Source organism: Methanobacteriaceae archaeon (genome assembly GCA_030656015.1).
GTDB lineage: Archaea > Methanobacteriota > Methanobacteria > Methanobacteriales > Methanobacteriaceae > UBA349.
In genome coordinates, this window is sequence record JAUSNX010000004.1 from 312,413 (window position 1) to 334,224 (window position 21,812).

At 31.9% G+C, this 21,812-nt stretch carries 21 protein-coding genes; 10 read left to right on the top strand and 11 right to left on the bottom strand.

The window, feature by feature from the left end:
- The first annotated feature begins 74 nt into the window (after positions 1-74).
- Together pyrI and Q7I96_04700 are read left to right on the top strand one after the other, a co-directional pair.
- The gene (pyrI, locus tag Q7I96_04695) at positions 75-539 is read left to right on the top strand and encodes an aspartate carbamoyltransferase regulatory subunit (protein ID MDO9626909.1); all 465 of its coding nucleotides are present in this window, start codon (positions 75-77) and stop codon (positions 537-539) included.
- A complete protein-coding gene (locus Q7I96_04700; GenBank protein ID MDO9626910.1) occupies positions 523-2,322 on the top strand; it encodes a pseudomurein-binding repeat-containing protein in 1,800 nt (599 codons plus the stop codon). The genes pyrI and Q7I96_04700 overlap by 17 nt, the downstream gene beginning before the upstream one ends.
- Positions 2,323-2,545: 223 nt before the next feature.
- Here Q7I96_04700 and Q7I96_04705 read toward each other — a convergent pair whose 3' ends face one another.
- From Q7I96_04705 to Q7I96_04720, 4 genes are all read right to left on the bottom strand, one after another.
- Positions 2,546-3,340 (bottom strand): succinylglutamate desuccinylase/aspartoacylase family protein, encoded by a 795-nt coding sequence (locus Q7I96_04705; GenBank protein ID MDO9626911.1) that lies wholly within the window; start codon positions 3,338-3,340, stop codon positions 2,546-2,548.
- Positions 3,341-3,683: 343 nt separating this feature from the next.
- Positions 3,684-4,892: a GMC family oxidoreductase N-terminal domain-containing protein gene (locus tag Q7I96_04710; protein MDO9626912.1), complete on the bottom strand. Its 1,209-nt coding sequence runs from the start codon at positions 4,890-4,892 to the stop codon at positions 3,684-3,686.
- Between the two features lie 239 nt (positions 4,893-5,131).
- The gene (locus Q7I96_04715) at positions 5,132-5,518 is read right to left on the bottom strand and encodes a 4Fe-4S binding protein (GenBank protein MDO9626913.1); all 387 of its coding nucleotides are present in this window, start codon (positions 5,516-5,518) and stop codon (positions 5,132-5,134) included.
- The gene (locus tag Q7I96_04720; GenBank protein MDO9626914.1) at positions 5,515-7,071 is read right to left on the bottom strand and encodes a homocysteine biosynthesis protein; all 1,557 of its coding nucleotides are present in this window, start codon (positions 7,069-7,071) and stop codon (positions 5,515-5,517) included. The genes Q7I96_04715 and Q7I96_04720 overlap by 4 nt, the downstream gene beginning before the upstream one ends.
- Before the next feature lie 275 nt (positions 7,072-7,346).
- On the opposite strand from Q7I96_04720, the gene Q7I96_04725 reads away from it, so the two are divergent.
- The 4 genes from Q7I96_04725 (at position 7,347) to Q7I96_04740 (ending at position 11,122) form a co-directional block, all read left to right on the top strand.
- Positions 7,347-8,720 carry a TldD/PmbA family protein gene (locus Q7I96_04725; GenBank protein MDO9626915.1) on the top strand — a complete coding sequence of 458 codons (1,374 nt, stop codon included), beginning with the start codon at positions 7,347-7,349 and terminating at the stop codon, positions 8,718-8,720.
- A complete protein-coding gene (locus Q7I96_04730) occupies positions 8,721-9,302 on the top strand; it encodes a TIGR00296 family protein (protein ID MDO9626916.1) in 582 nt (193 codons plus the stop codon).
- A 364-nt stretch (positions 9,303-9,666) separates the two neighbouring features.
- Positions 9,667-10,647, top strand: coding sequence for an NOG1 family protein (locus Q7I96_04735; protein ID MDO9626917.1), 981 nt, complete (start codon positions 9,667-9,669; stop codon positions 10,645-10,647).
- Positions 10,640-11,122: an Hsp20/alpha crystallin family protein gene (locus Q7I96_04740; protein ID MDO9626918.1), complete on the top strand. Its 483-nt coding sequence runs from the start codon at positions 10,640-10,642 to the stop codon at positions 11,120-11,122. The genes Q7I96_04735 and Q7I96_04740 overlap by 8 nt, the downstream gene beginning before the upstream one ends.
- Before the next feature lie 314 nt (positions 11,123-11,436).
- Here the strand turns inward: Q7I96_04740 and Q7I96_04745 are convergent, their stop codons facing one another.
- A complete protein-coding gene (locus tag Q7I96_04745) occupies positions 11,437-12,441 on the bottom strand; it encodes an SIS domain-containing protein (GenBank protein MDO9626919.1) in 1,005 nt (334 codons plus the stop codon).
- 291 nt (positions 12,442-12,732) lie between these two features.
- The gene (locus Q7I96_04750) at positions 12,733-13,284 is read right to left on the bottom strand and encodes a thiamine-phosphate synthase family protein (GenBank protein ID MDO9626920.1); all 552 of its coding nucleotides are present in this window, start codon (positions 13,282-13,284) and stop codon (positions 12,733-12,735) included.
- 230 nt (positions 13,285-13,514) lie between these two features.
- Here Q7I96_04750 and Q7I96_04755 point away from each other — a divergent pair, with 230 nt between their 5' ends.
- Both Q7I96_04755 and Q7I96_04760 read left to right on the top strand, forming a co-directional pair.
- Entirely contained in the window at positions 13,515-13,991 is a 477-nt protein-coding gene (locus tag Q7I96_04755; protein MDO9626921.1) for a DUF2124 family protein, read from the top strand.
- A gap of 80 nt (positions 13,992-14,071) precedes the next feature.
- The gene (locus Q7I96_04760) at positions 14,072-14,824 is read left to right on the top strand and encodes a DUF447 family protein (GenBank protein MDO9626922.1); all 753 of its coding nucleotides are present in this window, start codon (positions 14,072-14,074) and stop codon (positions 14,822-14,824) included.
- 45 nt (positions 14,825-14,869) lie between these two features.
- Here the strand turns inward: Q7I96_04760 and Q7I96_04765 are convergent, their stop codons facing one another.
- Together Q7I96_04765 and Q7I96_04770 are read right to left on the bottom strand one after the other, a co-directional pair.
- Complete coding sequence (locus tag Q7I96_04765) at positions 14,870-16,567, bottom strand: adenine deaminase (protein ID MDO9626923.1); 1,698 nt, start codon at positions 16,565-16,567, stop codon at positions 14,870-14,872.
- 116 nt (positions 16,568-16,683) lie between these two features.
- On the bottom strand, positions 16,684-16,878 hold the full coding sequence (locus Q7I96_04770) for a YwbE family protein (GenBank protein MDO9626924.1): 195 nt from the start codon (positions 16,876-16,878) through the stop codon (positions 16,684-16,686).
- Positions 16,879-17,075: 197 nt separating this feature from the next.
- Between Q7I96_04770 and Q7I96_04775 the strand changes: the two genes are divergently transcribed.
- Complete coding sequence (locus Q7I96_04775; GenBank protein ID MDO9626925.1) at positions 17,076-17,393, top strand: hypothetical protein; 318 nt, start codon at positions 17,076-17,078, stop codon at positions 17,391-17,393.
- 100 nt (positions 17,394-17,493) lie between these two features.
- On the opposite strand, the gene Q7I96_04780 is transcribed toward Q7I96_04775, so the two are convergent.
- From Q7I96_04780 to Q7I96_04790, 3 genes are all read right to left on the bottom strand, one after another.
- Positions 17,494-18,711: a TIGR00300 family protein gene (locus Q7I96_04780; protein ID MDO9626926.1), complete on the bottom strand. Its 1,218-nt coding sequence runs from the start codon at positions 18,709-18,711 to the stop codon at positions 17,494-17,496.
- Positions 18,712-18,962: 251 nt separating this feature from the next.
- On the bottom strand, positions 18,963-19,892 hold the full coding sequence (gene speB, locus Q7I96_04785) for an agmatinase (protein ID MDO9626927.1): 930 nt from the start codon (positions 19,890-19,892) through the stop codon (positions 18,963-18,965).
- 304 nt (positions 19,893-20,196) lie between these two features.
- Positions 20,197-20,589, bottom strand: coding sequence for a translation initiation factor IF-5A (locus Q7I96_04790; GenBank protein ID MDO9626928.1), 393 nt, complete (start codon positions 20,587-20,589; stop codon positions 20,197-20,199).
- 552 nt (positions 20,590-21,141) lie between these two features.
- On the opposite strand from Q7I96_04790, the gene Q7I96_04795 reads away from it, so the two are divergent.
- Positions 21,142-21,588: an arginine decarboxylase, pyruvoyl-dependent gene (locus tag Q7I96_04795; GenBank protein ID MDO9626929.1), complete on the top strand. Its 447-nt coding sequence runs from the start codon at positions 21,142-21,144 to the stop codon at positions 21,586-21,588.
- Positions 21,589-21,812: the final 224 nt, after the last annotated feature.

A 21,812-nucleotide genomic window follows, 5' to 3' on the forward strand; every position in this document is an offset into this window, starting at 1 on the left:
TATATAAAAAATAACACATTATTAGTCACTAAATTTAAGATTAATATTTTATCTAAAAAGTAAAGGGTTGTTTCATGAAGAAGCCAAAAGAATTGAAGGTAAAGCCTATTAAAAATGGTACTGTAATTGATCATATCACTGCTAACAAGTCTTTAAATGTCCTGAAAATTTTAGGCCTGCCCAGTGATGAAAGTAAGGTTACCCTAGCTATGAATGTCCAGTCGGCCCATATGGGAAAAAAAGACATAGTAAAAATCGAAAACAGAGAACTGGCCTCTAGTGAAGTTGACCAAATAGCACTTATTGCTCCTAAAGCAACTATAAACATTATAAGAGATTATGAAATAGTTGGAAAAGGAAAAGTTCGTCTTTTAAATGAAATTAAAAGCCTTTTAAATTGTCCAAATCCCAACTGCATAAGCAATACCATAGAACCCGTTACTGGAAAATTTTACGTTATTACCAAAGAGCCTGTGATTTTGAGGTGTTACTATTGTGAAAGGTTAATGGAGGAAGGAGAAATTGAATCTCAATTCTAAAAAAATACTTAAATCCTCTAAAAAAGCTTTAGAAAGACTTAAATCTGAAAATTATATTCCTAGCAATGTGAAAACCAATCATATAAAAAAATTTTTATTAATATGCATTCTTATTATAACTGCATTTATAACATTATCTCCAGTTGATGCCGGGATTTTTGTCACCGATTCCTCACACGGAATAATGACTGCTCCAGCAGCAGCCCATACTAATAATCAGTTGATTTTAAGCTCTCTAACACCTGAAAAGTCCGTTTTAAATTATTTAACTGGTCAAAATACCATGGTGGTCGGTAATTTGAAAATCAGTGGGACAAAAATATCGGCCAGAACATCTTCTCTGTCAAAGTACTGGTCTACCAGTAATGTAGTCATTTTAACTACGGGTAGTGATCTTTCAGCGACTTATTTAGCTATAAAAAACAATGCACCATTGCTTATTACTGGAAAAACATTACCTTCCGCAACTAAAACTGAAATTAATCGATTAAAAGCAAAGAAAATAATAATATGTGGATCCAAAACATCCATACCTGATTCTTCATTGAGTTCTTTTAAGAACATTAAAAAAACCAGAATATGGTATGGTAGTGATGCTCTAACCTTTAAAACAATTCAAAAATCTTATTCATATAATATTAAAGTAACTGCCCCTAAATCACTCATGCCTGTGGCGATGGCCACCTGGAATAGTGCCCGATTTGAAATTTCCGATAAAATGACCGTCGCGGGCAAGACGATATGGTCCCCCAATACTGCCACTACCAGTATAGCCTTAAATAAATACTCTAAAAAGGATTTACCAAATATTTATCTCACCTCAGACAGTATAACTGGAACTGCATCCGACAAAGAATTGATGATAAAAATTAAAAATGCCATTGCTGGATCGGCCAATGTTATAATTGATCCCAGCTCCCCAGGATCTAATGAAGCAGCAAGAGCGATTAAAAATGCACCTAATGGAATAGCAGCTTATATTGCTGCAGCATGCCCTGGTACAGTTTATGATATTGTTACTGGAGTGAAAACAGGGTATCTTAAAAGTGATGCATCTGATTTAAAAGGAATTGTTTTCATCAATTATGGGAAAACAAATCTGGGCACTGCTAGCTACTTAGGACGTTCTTGGGATGATAATTTCTCCAATGTATATTTTGCTGGAATTTACAGCCCAAGCCAATATATTCAGTCCTCAGGAATAGGTTTAATCGAGCCACGGGTTGGAACTAGCACTGAAGATCAAAGAGTGAGTAAAATTGCTTCAGGCTTGATTTACAGTGCTTATTATGCAAATAAAGAACATTTAAGTACCAGCGACTCTACTACAACCAGTTCCTTAATAGCAAAACACCAAATAAACCCTACCACATTATCCAGCGATGCTCAAAGAATAATTAATGGACAAAATACCGCCATGAACCGGGCCAATTGGATTTATTTAAGTTCCCAATATATTGCAGGACTTCCCATTACAAATAGTGCCGTGTCCATGTCTGATTCTAGTGCTTCATCGGCCAGCACATTTTCAGGAACATTAAATAGAACCGAATATAAAGACACAGCTGCGAGAGTCTATGCCTACATGAAAACTAATAAAAAAGCACCAAGCAGTGTCACCGTAAAGGGAAAAACTCTTAATATAAATGATTACAGCAAAATGTTTGCTCAGGTAATTTATAAACACACTGAAAAGAAATATATGACTTTCCCTGCTTCCGTAAGCATAAAAGGATCGATTTTAGATAATACAATTAATTATCTGCAAAATTTAATGGGTTAATAGCTTGAAAATAATTCTTTATTTAAGAAGACTATTCAAAAAACAATAAGCATAATTAATCCATTTTATTTATATTTTATTTCTTCTAAACTTTCTATTTTTAATTTAAATCAATTAAAAATGAGCATTAAATCCGCAAATCTTAAAATAAATGCTAAAAATCACTATTATAAAAAAAATAAAAAAATTGAATAGGATAATGGTTATAATTTTAGTTTTATAATTAAATAACACCATTATACATCAAAAAGGCCTGTATTTGGCTGTAAGATTTACTTACACTACCTGAAGCAATAGTTCCATGGGAAGATTTGACCTCACAAGTAACTGCGGGAATTCTAGCCAAATTAGAAGCGTCTTCTACTGCACCTGGATAAGAAACACCCGCCCTATACTCATAGATTAAAGCTGATCCTGATTTTTTACTTATGTAGTAAGCCATTTTATAACTACCATATGTTGGAGACTTAGTACAGAGAATACTATTCTTTCCAGGAACTCCACCCGGCCTTGTAGAATGGAAATCTCCTAAAGATTTAACTTTGAGTTGTTTAGCTAGAGTTATTATCTTGTTTGTGGGTGTGCCTGCTTTATTAGCCACACTATTCAAATTTTTACCTTTCCAATATCTAGTAGATTTAGAAGTAGAATAAGGGGAAACAAAGGGCACTATGTAAACTGTTCCTTTTATATGCTTTCCATTAAGATAGTTTATGAGTTTCATAGCCGCAATAGTTGCTGGTAACTCGTTCCCATGAACTCCTGCCACTATCATAACTTTAGGGTCACTCCCATCGCCAAAAGTGACCATTGGAGTTCCTTTTTTTGCTGATGCAATTATTTGACTGGAAATTGTAGATTTAGGAATATTTTTATAAACCAATTTGTTTTTAGTAATGTCTCCACCGGTTCCAGAATAAATTGTTTGAATTTGTACTGCTGAGGCAGCAGAAACTGTAGAAAATGCTATTAATATACCTAAAAAGCAAACCAATGCTTTCATGGTTTTCTGATTCATTTTTTCACCTTGTAATTTACTTTTGGTAAAATCACTAATATTTTATTGCCTATTATTTCATTATTTAATAAACATATTTTAAGCCATAAATTTGTAAAAAAGGTCAAATAAAGGCTAATTTTGATTTTATATAAATGTTTATATAAATCTTGTGAAAGTGAAAAATGATTTTAAGTACTTTGAATTGAAATTGAAGAGTCGGATAATAATATTTAAATAAAATTAGTTCTAAAATAGAGCCATATATTAATTTATATTTTTTTGGGCATGTTTTTAATCAAAAAAAAGAAATAAAAAGAATATATGATAAAATAAGCTTTATTTGAGTTTCAAAGACCTTAATTTAGTTATATTCTGAAATTACATGTTTAGCTAGTCTTTTTGAAAGTGCCATTATAGTTAGTAACGGGGGAGCACCCGGTGCAGTAGGTAGAACACTAGCATCAGCCACGAAAAGATTTTTTATAGGAGTTTCCAAATTTTCATTGACCACGTCCCCTATAGCTGCAGTTCCACCAGGATGTGCACCCCTAGGATGGGTTGAAATGATTGTATCCGGATTAACTCCGGCTTCAACTAAAATAGCGCCTGCCAGTGCTGCACCTTCAGCTAAAAAACGAACATCTCTTAGAGTATTATTTTTAACAATACGATCTGGACCTACATAACCTGATGATTCATCTCCAATTTTAACCATAAAGCCTAAAATATCTTTGTCAGTGGCGCCTTTTTCTTTCAATTGTGCAGATAAAAAAGTGGAAAAATGAGGGCCTAAAATAAAATTCTCCTTAATAATAAGTGCATTCATCTGTACTTCATCTTTAAACCCTATGTTTTCAAGTAAGCCACCTACAGTGATGAATGTATCCATGAAAAAGTTTTCTCCTGCTTCAATTCCAGCTTTTTGAAGCAATCTGGGAGTTTCAATACCACCCAAAGATAAAATTACGATTTCTGATAGGAAGTTGATTTCTTCAGAATTTTGTAATGCTTTAACTCCAATTATCCGTCCATTTTCCACAATAAGCCCTGTAACTTCAGTTTCCGATATTATTTCCGCACCAGCTTGTTGAGCCTCCAAAACAAAGTCCGCAGCAGACCATTTAGCATTTTTTGGACAACCAAACGAACATCGGCCACAAGGACTACAATCTTTACTTCTAATAAATTTAGGCATTTTTTGGATATTTAAACCCATTGATTTGGCTGATTCCATGAGTAATTTGGTTCCATCTCCTATGTGAGAATCGGGCATTGGACCAATTTCAAGATCTTCTTCAATTTCGTCAAGCTCTAGAGAAATATCCAGACCCATATTTTTTAATTCATTTTCAAGAACTCTAACCCCATTTCCAACAGCTACTAATGTGGATCCTCCAACACAGGACGTTTTTAGAAGATCTATCCCTTCTTCAGAAGGATCATAATAATTAAAAGCTTTTTTAGATTGAATAACTGGACCTTTTTCAATAATTTTTACTTGAATTCCTGCTAAGGCCAGTTCTCGGGCCACCGTTGCTCCACCAGCACCAGACCCTACTACAATAACCATTAAAACCACCTTTAAATTTATTTGAACTCATTTTATCCAGGATAAATATAATTTAAATTTATAAGTCTATTAATTAAAATATTGTTTAATTTTAATTAAATATCAATAAATTATATTTCCAATTTAATTCTATCTATGGAATTAGTAATTAAATAATTTTTAATTAATTTTATTTAAAAAAGCATATAAAAAAAGGTAATTAAAAGCTAAAATAAGAATTAATGAAAAAGAATTTTAATTCATTCCATTAAGCTGATAGCTTTGGTTGGACAGGAATTAACACAGAAACCACAACCAATACATTTTTGATTGTCAATTTCCACCTCCCAATCATCCTGGATACATATAGCCTTCACCGGGCACAGGGAAACACATGCCCCACAATCCACACATTTTTCTGAGTCCTTTTGAACTACCCTCATTATAGGAATTACTTCAATACCTTGTTCTTCCATATATTGAATACATTCATTTTCCTGAGGCCCACTGATTTCTACCAGCATTTTTCCACCCCGAGGATTAATATGAGCTCTTAAAATGTTAAAATCGATGTCATATATCTTAATAGCATCAGACATTATAGCTTTGTTTACAATAGTGGGTAAAAATCTTAACCATGATTTCATATTGACTCTCCCCCATTTTCATCTTTTAAATTTTCTCCAATCAATCGAGAAATATCTTCAGCCGTGATCATTCCCTTAACAATATTTTCCTTATCAACAATAGGTAGGCCAGAAATATTATTTTTATCAATTCTACGGGCAATTATATCCACAGATTCATCTTCACGGGCAATAATAACCTTTCGGGTCATTAATTCATCCAGTTTTGATTTCCCTTTGGCCACACCATCAGCAATGTCCCAGGAAGTTACAATACCCTTTAATTTTCCATCATTATCTACAACTGGCAAGTGATTAATATTATTGTCCACTAATTTTTTGGCTACATCATTTATCTTTTCGCCAGGACAGGCCATGATAACTGGTTTACTTTCAATATCTTTAACCATGACAGACGGTTTACTTATTTCCAGAGGTTTAACTATGTTTCCCTTGGAAGACAATGGCCTTACCGGATTTGTCAGCAAGAAATCTCCTTTTTCTATCCATTCTTTCAATTCCACCGCCACCATTTTGGCCAGTTTATATGATGAAAGTGGAGAAGTCGGAACATCAATTCCATCAATTTCAATTTTACCAGTTTTTAGTTCTTTATAATTAGTTTCTCTTATTACTGGCCTGCTTCGACGAGGAACACCATAATCTATAATTTTACAGATTATTTCTTCATCACTAATAGCAGTTCTAGCCGCAACTTCCTCATTTAAAATAGGTATAGGTATTCCTGCCCCTACATAAAGCGTAGGACCATACTTAGGCATAGTAGCGCCCCGAATGTATTTCGGATTCATTTTCTTCATGTCACCCTGGAGCATTAAAGTACCCGATGCACTTACCGGCACTCCATTTCGTCTTTCATTTTCGGTAGAATGTTGAGTACCTTCAGATAGGATATATCCTTCAGCACCGCCCAAGAATATTTTAGTGCCCATCCCTATTGTATTGAAATAAGGATCGTTAATAAGTGGAGAAAGCGTTCCGGCACTGGAATAGGTTACATTTCCAAATTTAGGAAGTAATGTGCCCATATAAGTATAAAGAGTTTCATCAGTAGAATTTATGGCTACTGCATAGTTTTGATAGCAATTCCTCGGATTTACCATGGTTGCTTGATTAATTTTATCCAAATTTATGGAAGTTTCTACTCTTTTCAATGGATAACAGTCCGTGCCATAGGCATCAGCTATAAGTTCCACTTCTTTTCCACGGATTAAATCCTCTATAACATGAGATCCACCGTAATCAAAACCAATGTCTGGATTTTGGCTTGGCTGGGCCGCCCCTAAATAAGCATCCACAGAAGCCAGACCAGAATATGCTTCAACCCCATTAAGGAATGTTTTAGACATTTTAATTGGTGGATCAGAATGTCCGAAATTTAAGAAAGCACCAGAAGAACACATAGCACCAAATGTACCGGTCGTGACCACATCAATTTCTTCAGCCGCCTTCTGGGCCCCATTCTGGGCGACAATACTCGTCATTTCATCTGCAGTTACCACAACTGCGTCGCCGTTCTTTATTTTTTGGTTTATCTCCTGAATTGTTTTCAAATTACCACCTGGTGCTTTAATAAGTAAAATTAAAAGAAATAAATGCAAACTTTAATTATTTAATAGTTTATCATAAATATATTTTACTTTATAATTGATATATATTTAAATAAATTGATATGATAAAGTTATTATAATAAAATAAAACTATCAATACCCATACAATAAAATTTTATGGGATAAATTTTATGGGAAATTAATTGATTTACAAGAATATTAAAAAAATTTTATTAAATATTAAAATTTATATGATTATGTAGGAAAAGGGGATATTAATGAAAAATACTCTTGATTTAGATTCATTTAAAAAAATAATCCGCGATTTAGAAAATAAAGTCGATTACGTTGATATACGTGCAGGTAGTGGCAACAGCACCTCAATTTTAATGAAAGATGGTAAAGTTCAAGAAATAAAATCTGGATTTGACCATGGGGGTCGAGTTAGGGTTCTTAATGGAGGAGCATGGGGATTTGCTTTTACAACAGACCTTTCAAAATTAGGTGAAATAGGAGAATATGCTCTTAAATTATCCAAATCTCTTAAAAGCGATGTTCAATTAACTAAATCTGATGCTGCTATTGATAATGTAAAATCTTCGGCCAAAATAAAACCTGCTGATGTTTCAACTGAAGAAAAAAAGGAAATTATCAAAGAAGCCAATCAATCAGCTACGGTTGATCAAGTAGTTAGTACGACTGTAAACTATGTTGATAGTGAAAGTAACAGTGTTTTTTTAAGTTCAGAAGGTTCTAAAGTAACCATGGAAGAATCCAGAGTAGGTATGTTCTTAAATGCCGTAGCTGCTGATGGAGAAGTTATTCAGTTTGGCCATGGGAGTATGGGTGGTTCTAAAGGATTTGAAGTATTAAAAAATGCTGACATTGAAAAATTCGGTAGAAAAATTGGTGAAAAAGCCGTTCGATTGCTTTCAGCAGAAAAAGCACCATCTGGAAAGTTCCCAGTAGTAACGGATTGTGAATTAACCGGAGTATTTATTCATGAAGCATTGGGCCATGCTGCTGAAGCAGATTTAATATTACAAAATGATTCGATATTAAAAGACAAAATGGGAAGTCAAATAGGATCCGATATGGTAACTATAATTGATGATGCCAGTATGGACGCATTTGGATATTATGCCTATGATGCAGAAGGAACAAAAACAAAAGAAAATGTCCTAGTGGAAAACGGAATTCTCAAATCTCTTTTAAGTTCTAGAGAAACAGCATCTAAGTTAAATATCGAATCTTCAGGAAATGCCAGGTCCATAATCAGTGAGCAACCTATAGTTCGAATGAGTAATACCTACCTTAAACCAGGTGAATTGAAATTTGATGAACTTATAGAAGATATAAATGATGGAATTTATCTTAAAGGTTCTCGCGGAGGACAAGTCGATACTGGAAAAGGAATATTCCAGTTCAATGCAGCTGAATCATTTAAAATTGAAAATGGGGAAATAAAAACTCCATTAAGAGATGTTTCACTATCCGGAGATATTATGGAAACCTTGAAAAAGGTTAATGGTGTCGGATCTGACTTTAAAATGAGCATGGGATTCTGTGGAAAATCCGGCCAGACTGCTCCAGTGGGAGATGGTGGCCCGCACGTAAGGATTATTGATGCCATAGTAGGGGGTTCCATGTAAATGCTTTCGGAGGAAGAAGGAGAATTTTTACTTAAATTGGCCAGAAAATCAATTAACAGCTATATTAAAAATAAAAAAATTATTTCACCACCTACAAAGACGCCAGAATCATTAAAAGAAACTATGGGTGCTTTTGTAACATTAAATAAAAAGGGCATTGATAGAGGAAAAAGTGAATTAAGAGGATGCATAGGATACTGTGAACCAATTAAACCGCTGGTAAATGCAGTTATTGAAGTTGCTATTTCTGCAGCAAGTTCAGATCCTCGTTTTCCCCCAGTTAAAGAGTCAGAAATGAGTGAAATAGGCCTGGAAATTAGTGTTTTAAGTAAACCAAAACTGGTAGAAGTCGAAAATCCAAAGGATTATCTCAAAAAAATTAAAGTGGGAGTAGATGGTTTAATTGTAGAAAAAAACTTTTATAAAGGCCTTCTCTTGCCTCAAGTTCCAGTGGAGTGGAATTGGGATGAAGAAGAGTTTTTATGCAATACTTGTATGAAAGCAGGCCTACCATCTGACTGCTGGTATGGTGCAGATACACAAATATTCAATTTTCAGGCACAAATATTCCATGAAAAATAATAATTCAAAATTACATTAAAAAGAAACAAATTAATGACAGAATTTATTTTTAATACAAAATTATTAATATACTCAGTACATAACTTATAAATGAAATACTTTTAATGACGTGTTTTTATGAATTTTTACAGCTAACTTTTATAATAACTTCAAAATTATAAAAATATTCTTAATTATTCTCATAAAGCTTTTAATAAACTGATTTTAGTAGATTAATCTTAGAGGTTTTTAATCTTAGAGATTTAATTATAAAACGGATTATAAAAGCTAAATCGGATTTAAAGACTAATAAAAATATTAAATTATAAAATATAGATTCAACAGTTAAATATAATACTATAATAAATTTACAAAGTGTGATTTCATGATAATACCAACCGTCCCCACACCAGATGAACTCCTTGATACTGGTTTTAGAAGGGCTAAAAAAGCAGCTGCCAGAGTAAGAAGTTCTAAAATACCTAGAAATTTAAAATCTAAGCGTATAGAAGAAACTAGAGTTCAAACCGCCTGCCAAGTCATAAGAGATAGAATCCAACTCATATTAGATAGAGTGCCAGAGATTGAGAAGATGCCTGAATTTTATCAGGACTACATAGATGTAGCAGTAGGTGTAGATCAGATGAAACAATCTTTAGGTGCTTTAAACTGGTCCATAGGCATAATAACCCAGTTAGAAAAAGATTATTCTTCTCGTATAAGAAGATCTACCCCAGATAAATCATCCAGTCTAAGAAGCCAGGCTTTTGGTAGAATAGCATCTGTTGTAAAAAAAATTGAAAAGGACTTGGACTTTCTTGACTTTGCCAAGGCCAAGTTAAGGAATATGCCAACCGTAGATTTTGCGGCCACTACAGTCGTAATTGCTGGTTTTCCAAATGTTGGAAAATCAACTCTTCTTCGTAGATTGACCACTGCTGAGCCTAGAGTGGCTGATTATCCATTTACAACTAAAGGGATCCAGATAGGTCATTTAGAAAGAAATTGGAAAAAAATTCAGATTATTGACACTCCTGGACTTTTAGATAGGCCCATTCTGGATATGAATGACATAGAACTAAGGGCCATGGTAGCATTAGAACATTTAGCTAATGTTATTTTATTCATATTCGATGCTTCAGAAACTTGTGGTTACCCATTAGGAAGCCAATATCACCTTTTACAGGAAATTCAAAGAGTATTCAAAACTCCAGTCATATGTCTTTTTAACAAAATTGACTTAGCTGATAATGTTAAGTACCTTGACGCGTATGTGGACAAGTTTGAAGATCCATTGCGAATTTCTGCAGTTCATGGAACTGGAGTGAAAGAAATAATAACTCGATTGGAGGAATTTGGTGAATGATAAAATAAAATTAGAAAGTATCACCACGAACCATGACGATAATGTAGAAAAGAAAAAGCTTACTACTGAGAAAATGATTGATGATGTGGTTAGAAACATTAAAGAAATGCAAGTAGATTTAGAAAATAAAATCTCAGAATATGGTAAAAAAGTCCCTTCTAAGCTCAATATTGACCTTATTGAATCTGGGGAAATGATAACCGTCAAAACTGATCTTCCCGGGGTTAACAAAGAAGATATAAATATAGAACTTGCTGAAAGTAGTTTAACCATTATTGCTAAATTTGAGGAAAAAATAGAAGTTGAAGATGTCAACTACCTAAGAAAAGAGCGGAAATATGGAGAAGCACTAAGATCAGTTAATTTGCCCGTGCATGTGATTGTAGAAGAGGCCTCAGCTAACTTCGAAAACGGTGTCTTAACAATAAATCTTCCTAAAGCTAAAAAAAAGAAATTTAATGTTGAAATTGATTAAAATTAGTTTCAGCACATCAATTCATTTAGAAGTGTTTTTATTGTAAAACCATCACACAATGATTATAAAAATGGTTATTAATTAATATTTTATTAATATTTATTTTAAAATAAGCTAAAATGGATTTAATTCTAGAAATTATTTATTCTAAGATTCATTCCAAAAGAAATATTAAAAAATTATTTATTCAAATTTACTTTTATTTAGAAATAAAAAAGTATTTTTTAAAAAAGAATTATGTAAAATTTTTATTATAAAATATAATAAAAAGATTATTTTAAATATTTTACTCAATTTTGCTTAAACTGAGTAAATTAATATCTAACTTTCCCAATATGCCGAGTACTGCCAGGATCTTCTCCATTGAAATGGGCCAGATAATAAACAAACCATTCCAGAGGAACTACCAGAACAAATGGAGATAATAAATAATTAACATCTGCATAATCCTGCATTTTGAACACGATATTATTAGCACCAATATTGTCACAGAATTCAATTGCTCTTTCAGTTAATTCATCACCAGGATATCCCGAATCTAAGAAGATTGTAGGAACACTTTTTTCCACTCTTTCAATAAGACCGTGCCGGAATTCTGCAGAATAAAGAGGACATGCGTGTTTAATAGCACCTTCCATAAGCATAGTCATGGCCAATTTGTAGGCCAATCCATAATTAGGCCCTCCACCCATACAGTAAAAAATATCTTCCTGTGCAAATTTCTGGGCCAGTTCTTTATTTTCATTTTCCGTGGATTTAATAAGTTTCTCAGTGATATCTGGAAGATCTTTCAGCTGTTTTAAAACCTCAGGTGATTGTGAAGTATCAAAAGCATCAAAAAGAATTTGATATAAACACATTAACTGAGTAACATAAGTTTTAGTACCCAGTATTGCATTTTCCCTACCACATCGAGTTAAAATTGAGTTTGCAGCCTCTTTCATCATACTGCTTTCAGATTCATTGGTTATGGATACTGTGGGAAGGCCAATTTCATTAGCCCTTCGAAGCGCAGCTAAAGTATCTGCAGTTTCTCCAGATTGAGAAGTTACTATAAGTCCTGCATTTTTATTTTCGATTTTTTTATGATAAAGAAACTCATAGCCAGTAAAAACTTCGACGGGTGTGTCATGAACCATGTTAATAGCATCTCTAGCAGAATAACAGGTTGATAAAGAGCTTCCACATCCTACCAAATACAAACGGTCCATTTCAGATATTTTGCTAGAAATCTCAGACATTTGAGATTTTTCTGCTTTTAAAGTATCTTTTAATGATTTGGGCTGTTCCAAAAGCTCGTAATACATATCATACTTCATTATGATCCCTCATATAATCTAAATAATCTTTAAAATTTAGAATTCTATAAATGATAAAATATAGAATTTAATTATGAATTATTATGAAATTATTAATTACCTATTTATCAAAGTCTATTATCTTAATTATGCAATATTAATATTTAAATGGTACTGTTTTATCACTAGCTGGCAATCCATTTAAGAAAAATAAGTTGAATAGTTAACTTAATATGAAATCCGCAAATTTGAAAATTTTGTGAAATTTATAATTATTTGCAAAATTTTGAAGAATAATCCAATATATCGAATTTAATCAAAAGCCAACCACAACTTAGCAATACATACTGCGGTTCTGGCAGCTTCTATTGCATCAGTAGCCAGCAAACAGACAATAGGTTCTTTACCCCATGCCCCCAAATGATAAATCACATCAGGAACCTCTCCAATTTTATTTATAGATTCCTTAACACCCCAAGGAATTGTTCCACCTTCTTCATTTTTAATATTCTCGGGTTCATGGGTTCTATCATAAGAAGAAACTTTAAGGCCCAGTTTCTGGCAGATTTCAATTATTTGAGGGTTATACTTGAGATCAATGGCACTTCTCTTTGTCGAATCGTATTTTTTAACATTTAAAACCATACGAGCCATGTGAGAAGATGCTCCAAATTCAGGTTCCCTACAAGCAAAAGCAATTCCATTAAAAGTAGTTATCCTTCCTGGAATTCCTGCAACATCTTTTTCAGTTTTAGCATCTATTTTGGCCATTACTAAGTTGGTCCTAACTTCAGGAACAATTAATGCAAATTCATCAGATGAAGTAAGTATCTCCAGTCCCCTTTTAAGGTTTTCAATTTCCATAATATAAAATATTTATTTGATTAAATATAACCGTATGGTTATATTAAGTTTGAAAAATAATTAACTAAAAAAGATAACAATAGTCAGATTTAATTTATTCAACAAAGGTTATTGAATAGAAATAATAAATTAATGGAATTAAATTAGAAATATAAATTTTAAAATAATATCATTAACTAAATTACGAATATTGGAGAATATATTGTTATTTTCGTAAATTGGGGGATTTTATGGAAAAAATTAAAGAGTTTGAAGGTATTAAAGGTCATTTAGAAGCGTTTAAAGATGAAGTAAAAGATGCTGAGCGAATTGCTTTTGCAGGAGTTCCCGGAGTCTGCACGCCTTTTGCACTACTTTTTGCATATGCCATTAGAGAGAAAGAAACTATTTTTATTCCAATGACGGACGTAGATAAAGCTCGTAAAATGGAAATAACTAATTATGGATTAGAATTAGGGGAAACCCCAAATGCAAATGCAAATGCAAATGCAAATGTGGATGTTTTAGTGCTTTTAGGAGGTCTTTCCATTCCCCACATTGGATCTGAACCAAGCCAGATTAATGAATTGATTGAAAATGTTTTAGGTGATGGTGGAACGGTGATTGGAATATCTTACATGGATATGTTCCGTAAAGTAAACTGGGATAGTAAAGTAGATTTTGACTGTATTATTAATGCAGATTTAAAAGGATGTGTATTAAAATAAGAATTTATTCAAAAATATCCTGATTTACCCTATTTTAAGATTAATAATAGCAATAAATAAATAAATAAAAAGGAATCCAAATGCCAAAAAATCATTTAAATAATGAAAATCCCAATTATAAAAAATTAGATGATTTATATTCTATCCAAATGGCAAAAGGCCAGTTATATGAAACAATTATAACTACCAAAAATATTAATGGGCTTGAAAAGTATCAAGGCCACTTAAAAAAGTCTGATGATTTAAAAACAGATGATAATGGTACTAATACTAATGGTGCAGTTAATGCCGCCCCTATTGGAGTTCTATGCAAAAATTCAAAACAGATTGTTTTATATTTGTACGAAGGAACCCATACTGTAAATAATATCCACAACCATGATTATTTTATAGTAAATATAACTCAAAATCCAATTATTTTTACTAAATCAACTTTAGAAGACCTGAATGATGAATGTTTTGAATATTATAATGAAATTCCTTTTTTAAAAGATGCAGATGCTTTTTTTGTTTGTTATGTGGTCAAAATAAAAGAAATTACTAAAAAAAATGATTTAGGATCTTCTAAAATGTCAATTGTAACTGCCAATGTTGAAGAAGTAGTTAAAATCAAATCTCAAGCAATTCCACTAAATAGGGGAATATATGCTGTAATTGAGTCATTAATAAATTATACTAGGTTTGAGCTGGCAGATAATGAAACAAAAACTATTTACTGGGCTAGAATAAAAGAAATGGACCGATTAGTAAAAAAAGTAGGTAGTCCTCAAGAAAAAGCTGCCCTGAGCAGGATAATAAAAGAGATTAAAGAAAATTTTAAGGATCTCGATTAATTATAGGTCTCAATAATTTCTTCAATAATTTTTAAAAAGATTTGATTAATTAATTATTTTCTTAATTACATCCACAAATTCAAATTTAGAAACATCAAAAAGGCCTTTATCACTTATTTTTAATTGAGGAATTACCAGAAGGGCCAAAAATGACATAGTCATAAAAGGAGATTCAAGAGAGCATCCCATTTCCATGGCCAGGTTATGAAGTTCTCGTAATTTAGAAGATACTATTTCTGCATCATCATCCACCATTAAACCAGCTATAGGTAGTTTTAAAGATTTTTCACCATTTTTCGATATTGCTACCAGCCCACCTTTATTCTCTATTAAAGTATTCACTGCCTGGGACATATATTGATTATTAGTACCTATAACAATCACATTGTGTGAATCATGGGCCACACTGGAAGCAAATGCTCCCTCTTTAATACCAAATCCTTTTACAAAAGCCGTGCATATATTTGGGAGATTTTTCAACCTATTTTTTTTATTATTTAATACTTCTTTATCATCAAATACTTCTTTATTTTTCAAAGCTATTGATTTTCCATGTCTTTCTATAACTGAAATCTTGATTACATCCAAAGAGGTATCTGAAACTAAATCTTGATTAATAATTTGTACCATTGCTTCAGACTCAGAACTTATAATTTGGCCATCAGAAACATTAATCACACGAACAATTACCTCATTTCCAGAAGCCCGGATTCTAAAATCTGATGGTTCAAGTTTTTCAAGGACAATACTGTTGCTATGGCATTGAGGAGTTGCATCAAAAAGAGCAGATTTATTTTCAGCAACTAATTCCCCACCAATAAAAACCTTTTTTACATTAAAATCTGTCAAATTATCTATCAAAATAAAATCAGCAGCCCTTCCAGGACTAATAGCTCCCATATTAAGAGAATAATGTTCAGCAGGATTAATAGTGACCATTTTAATAGCTTTCACTGGATCCATACCTAATTTAATTGCTTTTTTAACTATATAATCCAGATGTCCTTCTAAAAGATCTTGAGGGTGTTTATCATCAGAAACTAGGAAATCTCCCCCCACAGATATTAAATCTTCCAAATTTTTTGCAGAAGAACCTTCTCTAATCATTATTTTCATTCCCAGTTCTTTTTTCTCCAGGGCCTCTTCCAGCGAACTGCATTCATGATCAGTAGAAATCCCAGCATATATATAGCTACAAAGTTCTCCAGCAGATAAAAGTGGTGCGTGGCCATCAACAGGTTTTTTATGGCGTTTAGCACTAGCAATTTTGGCCATGACTTGAGGATCGCCATTTATAACTCCTGGAAAATTCATCATCTCACCCAGAGCCACAATTTCTTCCTTTTCCATTAAAATATCAATTTCATCAGGGCCAACATCCGCTCCAGAAGTCTCAAATTCTGTTGCAGGTACACAAGAGGGTGCTGAGAAAAATAATCGAAGGGGAACCTTTTTCGAATCATTAAGCATGAAATTAATCCCCTCAAGGCCCCATACATTAGCTATCTCATGGGGATCGGCCACTACAGCAGTTGTACCATTAGGAACCACGGCTTTAGCAAAAAAAGAAGGAGTAAGCATAGAACTTTCAATGTGAATGTGGGCATCTATTAATCCTGGAATTAGTATTCCATCAAAATCTCCTTCAATTTTTTTTACACAAGTTATAATACCTGATTTAATAGTAATTTCAGCAGGATACACTTCATCTGTAAAAACATTTAAAATATTTCCCATTATCATGAAAAAACCCCATTATAATGTATTAATATCATCTTTGATTCTATTATTTGCCCATAATCTGAATTTAGAATAATAATTTAAGCTAATGAGTATTAGATAATAATAAATCTATTTAATTATTTTAGGATTTCCTGCACCCGACCCACACTCCCATCTTCAAGCCTAACCTTTATTCCATGTGGATGGGAAGCAGATTTTGTGAGCAAATCTTTAACTACACCCTTGGTTCTTTTTCCAGTGCGTTGATCTTTTTTAAGTACTATGTAAACTTCAGATCCTCGTTTAATATCTTTTCTGTTTTGTCCATTCATTTTATCGCTCCAAAAGCAGTAAATAAATGATTTTCCTACTTTTTAATGGTTAATTAACTGAAGTCATTAAATTAAGAATAGTGAGAATATATTTATTTTATTTTTTTAAATAGTCGTGATTATGATTCATCATAAATATTAATTCATAAATTATAAATATTTTTAAAGACATAATAAACCTATTAGGAGGTGAATATTTGTCTATTTTAGAAATAATTAATTTAATTGTATTTATTACAGTGATGGTGTGTATTTTAGGAGCTATGGTCATTTTTATAACCTACAATAAAGAGGAAATGCAGGCCCGATTCTTTTTAAAGTATGCTCAAATACGTAAGGGTGCTATTTCATTTCTTTTAGGAGTGGCTATTTTTGTAATAACTTATTCCAGTAATGAAGTGGGAATAATAAGTGCTGGTGGCTATTTATTTTATTTGAATATAGTAATCTTGTTTTTAGTGTTGATTTCATTTTATTATTTCTTCACCACAATACAACAGAAAACTCTGGATTAATAATCATTAATTTGTTATTTAGTTTAGTAGATCAAAAAAATGGGAAAAAATTAATTAATTAATTAATTTGAATCCTTTCCCAAAATTATCCTAATTTATATTATTTTTTTAGCTCATCGAGCAATATTGGTAAAAATGCGCCAACATCAGTTACAATACTTACCACTTGAGCACTTCCTCTATCAGCCAGTTTAGTGACAGTAGCAGGATTTATATCCACGCATATACTTTTAACTTTAGACGGGAGAATGTTACCCGTTGCTATAGAGTGTAGCATGGTGGCAATCATAATCACCATATCCACATCCTGTGCATAAATCCGCATTGCATCTTGTGCTTCAATTACATCAGTTATAACATCCGGTAAAGGCCCATCATCACGTATAGATCCTGCAAGAACAAAAGGAACATTATTCTTAACACATTCATACATTATACCCTTTTTTAGTACTCCATTGTCTACTGCATCTTTTATAGAGCCTTCTTTATTGATTTCATTTATGGCATTGATGTGATGACGATGCCCCCGAGTAACTGCTTCTCCACTGCGAACACAGATCCCAAGCGAAGTTCCATATAATGCATTTTCAATATCATGAGTTGCCATTGCATTTCCAGCAAATATAACGTCAATATATCCTTCTTTAATCATTTGGGCAATTATTGGAGCCGAACCAGTGTGTACAATAGCCGGGCCACCTACAATAGCAATTTTTCCTCCTCGTTGTTTAATCTCTTTAATTTCCGATGCAATTTTCTTAATTAAAGACATTAATGGCTTTTCAGAGGAAACATCACTATTCATAAATTCAAATACTCCTTGTTTACCCCTTGGCCTTTCTGGAGGAGTGACTTTAATACCTTCACGCCCCACAACTATTAAATCATCCTTTTCAACACGACCTATAGGTTTGCAGAAGGCTTTTTTATCCCGAGGTTCTATAACAATCATACAATCCATTTCAATTTCTTCCACTTCAATCCATTCATCTTTATAATAAACAAAAGTGGGATGATTAGTAGTAGAATAAAAATCTGAAGGTAAAACTCTGTCTTTCTCAGATGCTACCAATTTAACCTCTTTAATTTCAGCTATAGATGCTCCAATTTCACTTAATTCATCCAATATTTCATTTAAGTGCTCTGGAGTCTCAGAAGAAACCAGAATTCTGGCATGGCTAGTATCCGTTTTCTTTTTACCAACTTCAAATTCCAGAATTTTAAAGTCCCCACCCATATCCATTATGATATCCATTGTTTTAGGAAGGATGAGACTATCTATAATGTGACCAGAAAGTTCTACTTCGCGCATATTCATTCTATAACCTCTAAAATCTAATAAATAGTGATATTAATATGATAAATTAATATTAATCCTCGTTTTTGAATTAATTCAAAGCATTAAGAAAATATTGTTCACATAATTGTATATGTATTCTAAAGAATAGTATTTAATTTATTTCATTATTATTTTTCATTATTTTTTTATTTAATAGAAATTTAATAGAAATTAATTTAAAATTAAAAATATGAAAAAAATATCAAAAAGAATTTAGATATAATCCTTCATCACTGTAAACAAAGGAAATCATAAATAATTTTAGCTCCATTAATAGAAGTAATATCCCCAATCTCCTTAGAGGCAACTTCCACCAAATCTAAACCGATTACATCTTTTTGGGCCAATATTTTAATAAATTTTTCAATTTGGAAAGAACTCAATCCACAGGGAGTCGGATTACCCACACTGGGTGCTTGAGAAGGATCTAAAACATCCATATCTATTGAAATATAAATTGGGCCTTCAATTCTATTCAGAATTGATTCTATCAATTTTTCATCATTTTTAACATCATACGAAGTGTAATAATCAATTTTTTGTGAATTTTTATCCACGAAATTTTTTTCTTCTAAAGATGCTGAACGAACACCAATTTGAATGATTTTTTTAGGTTCAAGATCAAAAACTCGGCGCATAACCGTAGCATGAGAAAGTTTCTCTCCCAGGTATTCATTAATAATATCCATGTGCGCATCAAAATGAACTACAGTAATATCCTCTAAGCCATGATGTTCTTTTAAGGCAGATATAACTCCCCAACTTACGCTGTGCTCACCCCCAATAATTATGGGAGTAATTCCAGCACCATAAAGTTCCAATACGGTTTCTTGAAGTTTTTCACATGTTTTTTTGGCATTGCCATGGATAACTTCCAGATCGCCTAAATCAAAAAAAATAGCATCTAAACTTTCATTAAATGACAAATTATAATTTTCAAAGTTATAAGATGCCTCACGGACAGCCGATGGGCCAAAACGAGCCCCTGGCCGGTAAGTAGTAGTGCCATCAAAAGGCACACCAATTAATCCTAAAAGCCTCTGATTTTCCTTATTTTCAGAATTTGCATAATCAATATCTAAATTGGATAGATAATTTTCAAAGTCCGATTTATCCCTAGAAAAAGCAAATTTTGAAGGGTTATGAGTATAAAGTAACATTATGATCTCATTTCCCATTTTATAAGTTAATATTATTTAAAAGTTTATTTATAATCATAATAGATATCTTTTTTATTAATTAAGCAATTGGTTTAACCAATTCAATATCTTAATCAATTAATATTCAATTAATCAAACAAATCTAAAAATATTATTAAAAGGATTATTATTAAATTTAAATAATATAATTGATTAGATATTAGATGATTAATAACAATTAATTTAATTAATAGTAGATTATAATCATCAGAATTAATTAATCTAAAGATATTCATTATCTGAATATTAAGATATCCAATTATAATTATCCTTTAGTTCTCATGAGTTTTTTATTACCCATGGCCAAGATATACTCAACTTCCACACCTTCAAGGAGTTGGTCTCGTAGATCATCTGGAATAGGAATTTCAAAGGTTTCATATGTTTCCAAATCCATTAATTGAACATCGCTACCCATAAGAGCCAGTACCTGACCAGTTCTTTTGTCAATAATTGGGATATCAATTTTAGTATCCACTGGTTTTACAATACTTCTTTTTTGAGTATCAAAAATACCAACTGCTTCCACACGAGCTTTTGCAGAACCGTGCTTACCTGGGGATGATGTTGAAATACTGGTGATTTTAGATGCTTCACCGCCTAAAATTACATATTTACCGACTTTTAAAGTTTTAACTTCTACAACTTTCTTTGACATTATTTTACCTCCTATATAATGTAAGAAAATATCAATGTCAACATACTGAATGATACTTGGAGACTTTAATAAAAGTCTCCAATTAGAACACCAGCATTGAAACTGATATAGGACGCTATTTAGACATTATAGTAATTATCGTTAGATGAAATAGCCATAATTATCACAAACAGCTGAAAAATTGATTAATATCTAATCTAATTTAAGCCAAATCCAATTTATAAAAATATATCAATATATCATGAATAATTTGAAATGACCATAAGATGTTAACAATATATCTAACTATCTATTTATATTAACTTTATTTAAAGACCTTTTAAGATAATTGTATTTCTAATTAAAATTATAGATAATTAGATTATATCAAAGTTATTATTAATCTTATTAGGTTATTTAATGTATAAATGATTATAAAATTATACTAAAAATATGTGATTAATCAGTAATCATAATTGAATCAAATAATCACTGAGATGCATTACAATTTTATAAAATTAGATAATAATTAGAAAAAATTAGTTGAAAAAATTAATAGATAAGTGATCATTAATGAAAGTCGCAATAACATCTGGAAAAGCAGAAGGTCCCACTAAACTAAATGCATTTGACAATGCTCTCTTACATGCAGGAATTGGAGATGTGAACCTAATTAAAGTTTCTAGTATAATACCGGCAAATACTGAGATTATAGAACTTAAAAAATTGACTCCCGGAGATATGGTTAACTGTGTGCTTTCCTATACAAGTTCTTCTAATCCAGGGGATCTTATTTCAGCAGCTATTGCCGTGGCCACATCCTCTGATTTTGGTTGTGTGGTGGAACACAGTGGAATCAACTGTGATCCAGAAGCAATTAGAAAAGAAACTATTTCCATGGTAAAATACATGATGCAAGTTAGGAATATGGAAATAAAAGAATTGCATGTTGAGGAAATTAATCATAAAGTAGTTGATTTAGGTGCAGTGGTAGCATCTTTAGTTTATTTAGGTGATTAAAGTCCATTGAAGCATATATCATTGAATTAAATTAAAAAATAATTTAATTCTCTTATTTAACAAATAACAGGAAATCATAATTCTAGATTTTATTTATTAATATTATTTATATTATTTTTTTAATTCCAATTTTTTTGACTTTTCAAACTCTTTTAAAAAAAAGAATTTAATAAAATCACATTTCCCTTAATTTTATTAAATTGTAACTTAATATGAATAACTAA